The organism is Roseovarius tibetensis (genome assembly GCF_050896375.1).
Lineage (GTDB): Bacteria > Pseudomonadota > Alphaproteobacteria > Rhodobacterales > Rhodobacteraceae > Roseovarius > Roseovarius tibetensis.
In genome coordinates this window covers 22,684-35,302 of the sequence record NZ_JBPBBB010000008.1, presented here as the reverse complement: position 1 = coordinate 35,302, position 12,619 = coordinate 22,684, and the positions used below count along the sequence as shown (strand labels likewise).

The 12,619-nt window shown below is 65.9% G+C and carries 8 protein-coding genes and 1 tRNA gene; 4 read left to right on the top strand and 5 right to left on the bottom strand.

What is annotated here, in order from left to right:
* Positions 1–22: 22 nt before the first annotated feature.
* A tRNA-Leu gene (locus ACROSR_RS07485) sits at positions 23–108 on the bottom strand.
* A 143-nt stretch (positions 109–251) separates the two neighbouring features.
* On the opposite strand from ACROSR_RS07485, the gene ACROSR_RS07480 reads away from it, so the two are divergent.
* A complete protein-coding gene (locus tag ACROSR_RS07480; RefSeq protein ID WP_432683631.1) occupies positions 252–1,232 on the top strand; it encodes a complex I NDUFA9 subunit family protein in 981 nt (326 codons plus the stop codon).
* A gap of 6 nt (positions 1,233–1,238) precedes the next feature.
* Here the strand turns inward: ACROSR_RS07480 and ACROSR_RS07475 are convergent, their stop codons facing one another.
* Positions 1,239–2,042, bottom strand: coding sequence for an undecaprenyl-diphosphate phosphatase (locus ACROSR_RS07475; protein ID WP_432683629.1), 804 nt, complete (start codon positions 2,040–2,042; stop codon positions 1,239–1,241).
* Between the two features lie 228 nt (positions 2,043–2,270).
* Between ACROSR_RS07475 and ACROSR_RS07470 the strand changes: the two genes are divergently transcribed.
* From ACROSR_RS07470 to ACROSR_RS07460, 3 genes are all read left to right on the top strand, one after another.
* Positions 2,271–3,689: an NAD(P)-dependent oxidoreductase gene (locus ACROSR_RS07470; RefSeq protein WP_432683627.1), complete on the top strand. Its 1,419-nt coding sequence runs from the start codon at positions 2,271–2,273 to the stop codon at positions 3,687–3,689.
* A gap of 150 nt (positions 3,690–3,839) precedes the next feature.
* Entirely contained in the window at positions 3,840–8,387 is a 4,548-nt protein-coding gene (gltB, locus tag ACROSR_RS07465) for a glutamate synthase large subunit (RefSeq protein WP_432683625.1), read from the top strand.
* Positions 8,388–8,620: 233 nt separating this feature from the next.
* Complete coding sequence (locus tag ACROSR_RS07460; protein ID WP_432683623.1) at positions 8,621–9,838, top strand: hydantoinase/carbamoylase family amidase; 1,218 nt, start codon at positions 8,621–8,623, stop codon at positions 9,836–9,838.
* Between the two features lie 12 nt (positions 9,839–9,850).
* Here ACROSR_RS07460 and ACROSR_RS07455 read toward each other — a convergent pair whose 3' ends face one another.
* The 3 genes from ACROSR_RS07455 to argE are packed head-to-tail and all read right to left on the bottom strand — an operon-like array spanning position 9,851 to position 12,618.
* Positions 9,851–10,435 carry a nucleoside/nucleotide kinase family protein gene (locus ACROSR_RS07455; protein WP_432683621.1) on the bottom strand — a complete coding sequence of 195 codons (585 nt, stop codon included), beginning with the start codon at positions 10,433–10,435 and terminating at the stop codon, positions 9,851–9,853.
* Positions 10,405–11,397 carry a methyltransferase gene (locus ACROSR_RS07450; protein WP_432683619.1) on the bottom strand — a complete coding sequence of 331 codons (993 nt, stop codon included), beginning with the start codon at positions 11,395–11,397 and terminating at the stop codon, positions 10,405–10,407. The genes ACROSR_RS07455 and ACROSR_RS07450 overlap by 31 nt, the downstream gene beginning before the upstream one ends.
* Before the next feature lie 54 nt (positions 11,398–11,451).
* A complete protein-coding gene (gene argE, locus ACROSR_RS07445; RefSeq protein ID WP_432683617.1) occupies positions 11,452–12,618 on the bottom strand; it encodes an acetylornithine deacetylase in 1,167 nt (388 codons plus the stop codon).
* Between the last annotated feature and the right edge of the window lies 1 nt (position 12,619).

Sequence of the window (12,619 nt, the reverse complement as noted above, 5' to 3'; positions counted from 1 at the left end):
TCAAACATTTTGTGATAAGGGGTGGTGCCCAGGAGAGGACTCGAACCTCCACGTCCATACGGACACTAGCACCTGAAGCTAGCGCGTCTACCATTCCGCCACCTGGGCAGGTGGATGAGGCGCGTTTAGATGCGCTGCGGGATGGTGTCAACGGCGATTTTGTCCAAACCGGCTGGCGCGTTCCATTCATCTTGTCCAAGCCTCTCCGGAGCGATAGTGAAGGGGTATCGCGTTCAGCCCGGAGGCCCTTCATGTCCAGACTTGTCACCATTTTCGGCGGATCGGGTTTCGTCGGTCGCTACATCGTGCGCCGCATGGCCAATGCGGGTTGGCGGGTACGTGTCGCCGTGCGACGTCCCAACGAGGCGATGCATGTCAAGCCCTACGGCAATGTCGGGCAGGTCGAACCTGTGTTCTGCAATATCCGCGATGATGACAGTGTGCGCGCGGTACTGCGCGGTGCCGATGCCGTGGTGAACTGTGTCGGCACGTTCGATCGCAAGGGGCGCAACAACTTTGGCGCGGTGCAGGATGAGGGGGCGACACGGATCGCCCGACTGGCGGCCGACGCCGACGTGGGCCGGCTGGTTCACCTGTCGGCCATTGGCGCGGATCCTGAATCGGCAAGCGAGTACGCGCGCAGCAAGGCCGCCGGCGAGGCCGGGATCCTGTCGCACTTTCCGCAGGCGGTGATCTTGCGTCCATCTGTCGTTTTCGGCCCGGAGGATATGTTTTTCAATCGTTTCGCCTCGATGAGCCGGTTCGGGCCGGTGCTGCCCGTTGTCGGCGGCGACACGCGGTTCCAACCCGTCTACGTCGATGACCTCGCGCATGCGGCCCAGATGGGGGTCGACGGGACAGCCGCGCCCGGCGTGTACGAGCTGGGCGGCCCCATGATCGCGACCTTCAAGGACTTGATGCGGATGATGCTTTCGATCATTCGGCGGCGCCGGTTGATCGTCAACATTCCGTTCGGGATCGCCGCCGCGATGGCGTGGGGCATGGAGTTGGTCCAGACGGTGACGTTCGGCCTGATTCCGCCCCAGATCACGCGTGACCAGGTCCGCAGCCTGCGCGTGGACAATGTCGTGTCCGATGGCGCCAAGGGGTTCTCGGATCTGGGCATCACGCCGACCACGCCAGAGGCGGTGCTGCCGGATTATCTGTGGCGGTTTCGTCCGGGCGGGCAATATGACGCGATCAAGGAATCGGCGCGGAACCTGCGGGGCTGACGCCGTCTAGCTGTAGGCGATGCCCAGCAGGGCAACCCCGAGCACGAGCCGATAGATGACGTATGGCGTGAAGCTAACCCGTTGCAGCAGCCGCATCATGACCGTCAATGCCAGCAAGGCCGCGACGAACGCGAACGCGGCCGCGATGGCACCGTCTCGCAGAAGTGCGAGGTCGGCCTGCATCGCCGCCTCGCCGGTCAGCAGGATGCCGCTTGCCGTGATGGTCGGCACGGACATCAGCATGGAGATGCGTGCCGCGTCACGCCGGTCATATCCAAGAAACCGTGCGCCGGTGATCGTGATGCCCGAGCGCGACGTGCCGGGTATCAGCGCGATGGCCTGCCAGACACCGACGACCATCGCATCCCTCAGGCACCAGTCCGTGCTTGATTTCTGACGTCGGCCGACCTGATCGGACCAGTAGAGCAGCAGACCGAAGATGATCGTCGCCCAGCCGATGACGGTCAGCGAGCGCAAGCCCTCATGCAGCCCCGACAGCTTGAGGAGCAGACCAAGGGCGATCACCGGGACGGATGCGACCAGCAAAAGCATGGCCAGGCGCGCCCCCGGCGTATCCACGCGACCGACAAGGGCGCGCGGCAGCCCGCCGATGGCAAGACGGACATCGGACCAGAAATACAGCACCACGGCGAACAGACTGCCGACATGCACGGCAACGTCGATCACCAGACCCTGATCGGCCATGCCGGTCAGCCCCGGCAGAAGGATCAGGTGCCCGGAGGACGAGATCGGAAGGAATTCGGTGAGTCCCTGTATGATGGCGACGATGAAGATATGAAAAAGCGTCATGCAGGGATCCTGTCCTCGGTCGAGGGCAGCTATAACGCATTGTGTTTCCGCCGCAAATGCCATTATAGGACCGATTCGGACATAATAGTGAGAGATTTTTTGCGATTTTCATCCCGGTGGGGAAAGATTTTTGGATATAGGTCAGAAGGTATGACTTTTAATCACCGATGCGGTGGCGTAAAACATGTACCAATGAAAAATGGAGGGCGTGTCGTGGCCAAGCAAGCGATGCTCAAATTCGTATCCGTCGAGCGGGATATGCCGGAGAAACGAACGGCAGAGGCGCGGCGTCAGGATTTTGACGAAATCTACGCAGAGTTCGCCGACGAGAAGGCCAAGGAGCAGGCCGGACGGTGCAGCCAGTGCGGCGTGCCCTATTGCCAGACGCATTGTCCCTTGCACAACAACATTCCCGACTGGTTGCGGCTGACCGCCGAGGGCCGGTTGAAGGAAGCCTACGAGCTGAGCCAGCAAACCAACACCTTCCCCGAGATTTGCGGCCGGATCTGCCCGCAGGACCGGTTGTGTGAGGGCAATTGCGTGATCGAGAAAGCCGGCCACGGCACCGTCACCATAGGGGCGGTCGAGAAATACATCACCGACACGGCGTGGGAGGAAGGCTGGGTCGAACCCATCGCCCCGGCCATGGAACGTGGCGAGTCGGTTGGCATCATCGGCGCCGGGCCGGGCGGTCTGGCCGCCGCGGACGTGCTGCGCCGCGAGGGCGTACAGGTCACCGTCTACGACCGCTATGACCGCGGCGGCGGTTTGATGACCTATGGCATCCCCGGTTTCAAGCTGGAGAAGGATGTCGTCATGCGCCGCGTCGATCAACTGGCGCAGGGCGGCGTGGAGTTCGTGCTGAACTGCGATGTCGGAAAGGACATCACGTTCGAGGAAATTCGCGGCAAGCACAACGCTGTCATGATCGCGACCGGTGTCTATAAAAGCCGTGATCTGACAGGGCCGGGCGTCGGGGCGGACGGGATCGTGCGGGCCATCGACTTTCTGACGGCGAGCAACCGGGTCGGCTTTGGCGATCACGTGCCGGAGTTCGACAGCGGCGAGCTGAACGCCAAGGACAAGCGCGTGGTTGTCGTCGGCGGTGGCGACACCGCCATGGATTGTGTGCGCACCGCGATGCGCCAGGGCGCCAAATCCGTGACCTGCCTCTACCGGCGAGACCGCGACAACATGCCCGGCAGCCTGCGCGAGGTTGCCAATGCCGAGGAGGAGGGCGTCGTTTTCGAATGGCTCAGCGCGCCGGTGGGCTTTGCGGGCGATCCCGTGACGGCGGTCCGGGTGCAGAAGATGCGACTGGGGGCACCGGATGCGACGGGGCGGCAAAGCCCCGAACCCATCGAGGGCGCCGTCGAGGATGCGCCCGCCGATCTCGTGATAAAGGCCCTCGGGTTCGAACCCGAAGATTTGCCAGCCCTCTGGAATCAAAAGGATCTGGCCGTGACCCGCTGGGGTACGATCAAGGCCGATTTCACCACCGGGCAGACCGGCCTGGAGGGGGTTTTCGCCGTGGGCGACATCGTGCGCGGTGCCAGCCTTGTGGTCTGGGCGATCCGCGACGGGCGCGATTCCGCCAGCGCCGTTCTTGAGTATCTGAACGGCGCGCAAGCCATCGCGGCCGAGTAGACATGCGTGCTACGCGGGCCACGTGAAGGCGAACGTGCGTGCGCGTTGCCTGCGCGATCGGCTTGGTGGCGGTCGCCGGGCGCGGCTTCGATGAAACAGACGGGTAAGGCAGGACGCCTGACACACCGGATGAAGGAAGGGTGAACACCGATGACGAATTTTCATCAGGATGAATTCGGTCAGGACTGGGCCGCGCGGGAAGAGGCGAAACGCAACTGGGTGGCCGATCACGGCATGTACGCGCATGAGGAAGAGCACGCCTCGTGCGGGGTCGGCCTTGTCGTGTCCGTCGATGGCAAGCCCTCGCGGAAGGTGGTCGAGGCGGGGATAGACGCGCTCAAGGCGATCTGGCACCGCGGCGCGGTCGATGCCGACGGCAAGACCGGCGACGGTGCGGGCATCCACGTGCAGATCCCGGTGCCGTTCATCTACGACCAGATCCGGCGCACCGGCCACGAACCCAACGAGGATCGTCTCGTCGCGGTCGGGCAGGTCTTTCTGCCACGCACGAATTTCGGCGCGCAGGAAACGTGCCGCACCATCGTCGAGACCGAGGTGATCCGCATGGGTCACAAGATCTACGGCTGGCGGCATGTGCCGGTGGAGATCACCTGTCTGGGCGAGAAGGCCAACGCCACCCGCCCCGAGATCGAGCAGATCATGATCTCGGACAACAAGGGGCTGGACGAGGAAAGCTTCGAGCGTGAACTCTACGTGATCCGCCGCCGCATCGAAAAGGCGGTGATGGAGGACGGCATCACGCAATTCTACATCGCCAGCCTGTCGTGCCGCAGCATCATCTACAAGGGCATGATGCTGGCCGAGCAGGTGGCGGAGTTCTATCCCGACCTTCAGGACGAGCGGTTCATCAGCGCCTTCGCGATCTATCACCAGCGCTATTCGACCAACACCTTCCCGCAATGGTGGCTGGCGCAACCGTTTCGCATGCTGGCGCATAATGGCGAGATCAACACGCTCAAGGGCAACACCAACTGGATGAAGAGCCACGAGATCCGCATGGCCAGCAGCGCCTTCGGGGACCGGGCCGAGGATATAAAGCCGATCATCCCGCAAGGGTCCAGCGACAGTGCCGCGCTGGACGCGGTGTTCGAGGTGCTCGTGCGCGCGGGCCGCAACGCGCCGATGGCCAAGACCATGCTGGTGCCTGAATCGTGGTCCAAGCAGCGCGAGGAACTGCCCGTCGCGTGGCGCGACATGTATTCCTACTGCAACTCGGTGATGGAGCCGTGGGACGGCCCCGCCGCGCTGGCGATGACCGATGGTCGTTGGGTCTGCGCCGGGCTGGATCGCAACGGGTTGCGCCCGATGCGCTACGTGGTCACCGGCGACGGGCTGGTGATCGCGGGCAGTGAGGCCGGAATGGTCCCGATCGACGAACGAACCGTCAAGGAAAAGGGCGCGCTTGGCCCCGGCCAGATGCTAGCCGTGGATATGGTCGAGGGCAAGTTGTACCACGATGCCGAGATCAAGGACACGCTGGCGCATGCGCAGCCCTTCGGCGACTGGGTGGGCAAGATCACCGAGCTTGACGGCACGCTTGCCGCCCTGACCGAGACGCCGCTGCATACCGGCGCGGAGTTGCGCAAGCGCCAGATCGCCGCCGGCTACACGATGGAAGAGATCGAATCGATCCTTGCCCCCATGGCCGAGGACGGCAAGGAGGCGATCGGCAGCATGGGCGACGACACGCCAAGCGCGGTCCTGTCCACCAAATACCGCCCGCTCAGCCATTATTTCCGCCAGAATTTCAGCCAGGTGACCAATCCGGCGATTGATTCGTTGCGGGAATTCCGGGTGATGAGCCTCAAGACCCGGTTCGGCAACCTCAAGAACGTGCTGGACGAAAGCAGCGCGCAGACCGAAATCCTGGTGCTGGAAAGCCCGTTCGTCGGCAATGCGCAATGGGATGGGCTGGTCCGGCAGTTCAACGTCGACGTGACCGAGATCGATTGCAGCTTTGCCGCCGGTCCCAATGCCCTGCGTGACGGGCTGGAGCGTATCCGCGCCGAGGCCGAGGATGCCGTGCGGTCGGGGACCGGGCATATCGTGCTGACCGACCAGCATCAGGGCCCAGAGCGCATCGGCATGCCGATGATCCTGGCCACGTCTGCGGTGCACAGCCATCTGACGCGCAAGGGTCTGCGTACCTTCTGCAGTCTCAACGTGCGGTCTGCCGAATGCATCGACCCGCACTATTTCGCCGTGCTGATCGGCGCGGGGGCGACGGTCGTCAACGCCTACCTTGCCGAGGACAGCATCAACGACCGCATCGCGCGCGGCCTGATCGACGGCACCCTGACAGAGGCCGTGGCGCGCTATCGTGCGGCGATCGACCTTGGCATTCTCAAGATCATGTCGAAGATGGGAATCTCGGTCATCTCGTCCTATCGCGGCGGGCTCAACTTCGAGGCGGTCGGCCTCAGCCGTGCGATGTGCGCCGAGTATTTCCCCGGCCTGACCAGCCGGATCAGCGGCATCGGGGTAAGCGGCATCCAGGCCAAGCTGGAAGAGGTGCACGGCCGCGCCTTCAAGGGGGGCAGCGACGTGCTGCCCATCGGCGGCTTTTACAAGGCCCGCAAGTCGGGCGAGACGCATGCCTGGGGCGCCCAGGTGATGCACATGATGCAGATGGCCTGCGACCGGTCGAGCTACGAGTTGTGGAAGCGGTATTCGGCGGCGATGCAGGCCGCCCCGCCCATTCACCTGCGCGACCTGATGGCGATCAAGGCCATGGGCGACGAGGTTCCGCTCGACGAGGTCGAAAGCGTGACCGCGATCCGCAAACGCTTCGTGACGCCGGGGATGAGCCTCGGCGCCCTGTCCCCCGAGGCGCACAAGACCCTGAACGTGGCGATGAACCGAATCGGCGCGCGCTCGGATTCGGGTGAGGGCGGCGAGGACCCGGCGCATTTCCATCCCGAGCCCAATGGCGACAATCCAAGCGCCAAGATCAAGCAGGTGGCATCGGGGCGGTTCGGCGTGACGGCAGAATACCTCAACCATTGCGAAGAGCTGGAGATCAAGGTCGCCCAGGGCGCAAAGCCCGGCGAGGGCGGGCAGATCCCCGGCATGAAGGTGACCGAGCTGATTGCGCGGCTGCGGCATGCGACGCCGGGCGTCGCGCTGATCTCGCCCCCGCCGCACCACGACATCTACTCGATCGAGGATCTGGCGCAGCTGATCTACGACCTCAAGCAGATCAACCCGACGGTGAAGGTCACCGTCAAGCTGGTGGCGCAATCGGGTGTCGGCACGATCGCCGCCGGCGTGGCCAAGGCCAAGGCCGACGTGATCCTGATCTCGGGTCACAACGGCGGCACCGGGGCGTCGCCCGCCACGTCGATCAAGTATGCCGGCCTGCCCTGGGAGATGGGCATCACCGAGGCGCATCAGGTGCTGTCGATGAACAAGCTGCGCGAGCGGGTGACGCTGCGCACCGATGGCGGCCTGCGCACCGGGCGCGATATCGTCATGGCCGCGATGATGGGGGCCGAGGAATATGGCATCGGCACCGCCGCGCTGATTTCCATGGGCTGCATCATGGTGCGCCAGTGCCAGTCGAACACCTGCCCCGTGGGCGTCTGCACGCAGGATGAAGACCTGCGCGCCAAGTTCACCGGCAATGCCGACAAGGTCGTCAACCTGATCACCTTCTACGCCCAGGAGGTGCGCGAGGTGCTGGCCAGCATCGGCGCGCGCAGCCTCGACGAGGTGATCGGGCGGTCGGATCTGCTGACGCAGGTGTCACGCGGTTCGGCGCATCTCGATGATCTGGATCTCAACCCGATGCTGATCACCATCGACGGTGCCAAGGACATCCGGTACGACCGCAACCGTCCGCGCAACGAGGTGCCCGACACGCTGGACGCCGAGATCGTGCGCGACGCCGCCCGGTTCCTCGAGGATGGCGAAAAGATGCAGTTGCATTATGCGGTGCAGAACACCGACCGGTCCGTCGGCACGCGTGTGTCCTCGCATATCGTCCGGCGTTTCGGGATGCATAACAGCCTGCAACCCGATCACCTGACGGTGAAGCTGAAGGGCAGCGCCGGGCAAAGTCTGGGTGCGTTTGCGGCGCCGGGGCTGAAGCTCGAAGTGGCGGGTGACGCCAACGACTACGTCGGCAAGGGGCTGTCGGGGGCCACCATCGTGGTGCGCCCGCCGATGGCCAGCCCGCTGGTGGCCGCCGACAACACGATCATCGGCAACACGGTGCTGTATGGCGCGACCGCCGGCTATCTCTTTGCGGCCGGGCGCGCAGGCGAGCGGTTCGCGGTGCGCAATTCCGGCGCGCATGTGGTGATCGAGGGCTGCGGCTCCAACGGCTGCGAATACATGACCGGCGGTGTGGCGGTCATCCTTGGCGAGATCGGCGCGAATTTCGGCGCGGGCATGACCGGCGGCATGGCCTATGTCTACGATCCCGACAACCGCGCGGAAACGCTGGTCAACGGCGAGACGCTGGTCAGTTGCCCGGTGACAGAGCCGCATTGGGAGGCCGAGCTGAAGGGCCTGATAGAACGGCATCTGGCAGAGACCGACTCGCGCCGCGCGGCCGAGATCCTGCAGGATTGGGATCGCGAAAAGACCCGTTTCGTGCAGTTTTGCCCCAAGGAGATGCTTGACAAGCTGTCGCACCCGCTGGGGATGGAGCCGGACGCCATCCCGGCGGAGTGACCCGACCCTGCCCCGTAACGGGGCAGGGGCCCGCGCGGGTTGTACCTGCCGCCGATCAAGCGCCCCGCCATCATGCGGATCGTCGGGGCCTGTTTGGTGGTCGTCTTTTCTGCGCACCGGCGCCGTCGTCGGCGGGCCATTGCGGCCCGTCCGAACGATGATTGGCAACTGCCCCCATTGGCCTTCCGGGCATTTTCCGGTTTAACCGCGACAGGTTTCGGAAAGGATGCAGAATGCAGGTGAATGGTGAGCGGTTTCTGAAGGATTTGCACGATCTGCGTGCGTTCGGGGCGTCCGGCGTCGGGAAGGGCGTCGTGCGTCCGGCCTATTCGCAGGCCGATATCGCCGCGCGCGAGTGGCTGGCGGGGCGTATGCGCGAAGCCGGGCTCGACGTCCGGTTCGATCCGGTGGGCAGCCTGTGGGGGCTGGCCGAGGGCAGATCCCTGTTGATCGGTTCGCATAGCGACAGCCAGCCCGAGGGCGGATGGCTCGACGGGGCGCTCGGGGTCGTCATGGGGCTGGAACTGGCCCGCGCCGCCCGCGAGGCCGGCGGACCGCCCGTCTCGGTGGTCAATTTCCAGGACGAGGAAGGCCGTTTCGGCGTCACGACGGGCAGCAAGATCTGGTCCGGACGCCTGTCGCTGGACCACGCCGACACGCTGACCGACAGCACCGGCGTCAGCTTTGCCGATGCGCGTGCGGCGATGGCGCACCTCGCCGAGGATTTCGTAGATCCGGCGCGGTTCACCGGGTTTGTCGAGACCCATATCGAACAGGGGCCGTGGCTGGACGAGGCGCGGCAATCCATCGGCGCGGTCACCGGGATCGTGGGAATCCGCGACATGCGCGTGACCTTCGAGGGCGCGCAAAACCACGCGGGCACGACGCCGATGCACCGGCGCCGTGACGCGTTCCAGGCGCTCTCGAACTTCAATACCGCCCTGAACGACAGGTTGCGCAACGTGGTCACGCCGCAATCCGTCTGGACGATCGGCGAGGTCAGCGTCCTGCCGGGCGCGCATTCCATCGTGCCGGGAAAGGTCGTGTTCTCGATGCAATGGCGTGATGGCGATGCCGATCGCCTGAAGAAGATGGAGACCGTGATCCGCGAGACCGCGACCGAGGTGGCGGATACGATGGGGATGCGTCTTTCCTTCTCGGAAATGCTGGGGCTGGAGCCGGTGACAATGGATGCCGACCTGCGATCCGCGATCGTGCGGGCGGCGCAGACGGTCGCCCCGGATGGCTGGCGCGAGATGCCGTCAGGGGCATTGCACGATGCCAGCAATGTGGCCGCCCTGATGCCCGCCGCGATGATGTTCGTCCCCTCGATCAACGGCATCAGCCATGCCTTTGCCGAGGATACCGGCGAGGCTGATCTGCTATGCGGGCTGGACGTTCTGGCCGCCGCGCTTCCGGAACTGGCGGGGTCGGCAGCAAACCCCGCCTGAGATCGGGCCGCGTCAGCGACGCTGCGCGCGCTGCAGGTCGGCGCGTGCGGCGTCGAGAACGTCGCGGGCCGGCGCAGTGCCATCCAGTACCGTATCGCAAAGCGCGGGCAGAGCGGCCTGTTGTGCCGCCAGCGCGGGCCGCGCAAGCTGTGGATAGGCGGTCATGAACGCCGACAGGGCCGCGAGCCGCCCCTCGGCCGGTCCCGGATGGGCCAGCAGCACCGCCGCCTTGCGGGCCAGCGCGATGTCCCACGGGCAGTCGATCCACGCACACCAGTCGAACATCCCGGCCGTCGGCGGCCAGGCCCGGCCCAGCGGGGCCTCGACCACGACCGGGCCGCCCCTTGCCCGTGCCGCGGCGACCGCCTCGGCAAAGCCGGGCGCCGTCACCTCGGCCAGCGGCGCGCCACGGGCGACCCAGGCGCGCACCACCTCCGGCGGACGGCGCGTCATCGTCTCGAACGTGTCGAAAGTGACGCGTGTGGCGCGCAAGGTGTCGGCCAGCCCCGCGGCCAGCGTCGACTTGCCCGATCCCGGCGGGCCGGAAATGCCAAGGACCGGGCCGGTCATGCCGTCACCGCGGTGACGATGTGCCATGCCATGTCCAGCCGCAGATCCGTCCGCGTCACCGTGCAGCCGCGCCGGGACAGCGCGGCCTCGTAAAAGGCGGGGTCGCGGAAGAACGGTGCGAACACGATGTTCGCCGCGTCGCCCGCGCGCAGACCCTGTCCGACCTCTGCGGCCACGGGGCCGCGCTCTGCCACGATCACGCGCCCGCCGGGCGGCACCGCCGCCACCGCCCGGTCCAGCAGGTCCAGCGCGTCGGCGTCGGGCCAGTCGTGCAGGACCGACTTGAACAGAACCGCATCCACCGGACCGGCCGCGTCGCGCCAGTCGACCTTGCGCATATCACCCGCCACGAAGCTGAGGCCCGGCACGTCGCCCGCCCGCGCCCGTCCCATCGCGCAGACCGCTGGCAGGTCCATGACCACGGCCTGCAGCCCCGGCCAGGCCGCCAGCAGCGCCTCGGCCATCACGCCGGTATTGCCGCCGATCTCGAGCATCCGGTCGGCCCCCGCCAGATCGACGAGCGGCACCAGCGCCGGTGCCTCGTGACGGCTGAGCGCCTCGACATAGCCGACCCAGTGCCGGGTATGGGCAAGGTCGTCTGGGGCTTCGGTCATCGCGCGGTCGTAGCGGAACAGGCCGAAGGTGGCCGATCCGGACATGAACGCCGGCACATCGTAACACAGCGCCTCGAGACGGGTGACAAGGTCGGCCAGTGCGCGCCGCTGGAACGCCAGCCGCGCGTCAAGGTCGTCGCGGGCATCCAACCATGCGGCGCGGAACTGGGGCGTCAGCGCGATGTGGCCCGCCGTATCAGGCTGCGCGATGCCGCCCTCGACCAGCAGGTGAGACAAGAGCGGGCCAAGCCTGTCGGCGGGCACCGGCCCCTCGAAAAGGGCGTCCAGCACGCCTGTGCGTCGGGCCACATCCAGCGCCACCATCGCCACGGCGTCGTCGGGCAGCACCGGATCGGCAGGGCGGGTGTCACTCATGGTCGTGTCATTCCCGGCGGGGCCGGGGCGTGTCCCCGGCGATCTGCGCAGCCGTTACGCGGCCCGAAGCCTGTCAACAAGCCGGCGCATGAAGTCATGGCCGGCCTCGAACTGCGCGACGGTGATGTACTCGTCCGGCTGGTGGGCCTGCGCGATATCGCCGGGACCGCAGATCACCGCCGAGTAGCCGCGTTTCTGGAACTGCCCGGCCTCGGTGCCGTAGCTGACCATGTGGTTGCCATTGTCCCCCGTGATCTGCCGCACCAGCGCCTCGGCCGCCCCGTCGGTTTCGGGCTGCAGGCCCGGTACGGTGAATTTCGGCGTGACGTCGATCCGTGTATCGGGATGGACCGCCTGCATGTCGGCCTCGGCCTCGGTCACGCGGGCCTTGAACCGTGCGCCCCAGTCGTCGGGGTTCTCGCCGGGCACGACGCGGAAATCCATGCCGAAGCGGCATTCCTTGGCGGTGATGTTATGCGCGGTGCCGCCAGAGATCATGCCGACATGCAGCGTCGTCCAGGGCGGCTCGAACCCCGAGGCGATTTCGGACGGGGTGCGCGCCCGGTTTTCGGCGTTGCGCATGTTGGCCCAGTCGATCAGAGGGGCCGCCGCCATGATCGCGTTGACGCCGCGATGCATCATCGAGCTGTGGACCTCGAAGCCGGTGACGCGCACGTCGTATCCCAGCCCACCCTTCTGCCCGGTGACCGTCTGCATCATCGACGGCTCGCCGATGATCGCCAGATCAGCCTTCGGCAGATAGGCCAGCATTTGCTCGATCATTGGCGGTGCGCCGATGCAGCCCACCTCTTCGTCGTAGCTGAGCGCCAGTTGCAGGGGCCGTGCCACGCCGGCATGATGCGCCTCGACCAGCGCCCAGATGGCGAGGGCGTCAAAGCCCTTCATGTCCACGCAGCCGCGCCCGAAATACTTGCCGTCGCGCTCTGTCACGGTGAACGGGTCGGAGGCCCAGGGTTGCCCGTCGACCGGCACCACATCCGTATGCCCCGACAGCACAACGCCGCCCGGCTGCTCCGGTCCGACATGCGCGTAGAGCGCGGCCTTCTCGCCGGTGTCGTCGTAATGGCGATGCGCGGTGATGCCGTGGCTGGCGAGGTACGCCTCGACCCAATCGACCAGCGGCAGATTGCTGTCCCGGCTGACCGTCGGAAAGCCGACAAGGCGGGTCATGATCTCGAACGGGGTCAGTCTGTCGGCCATG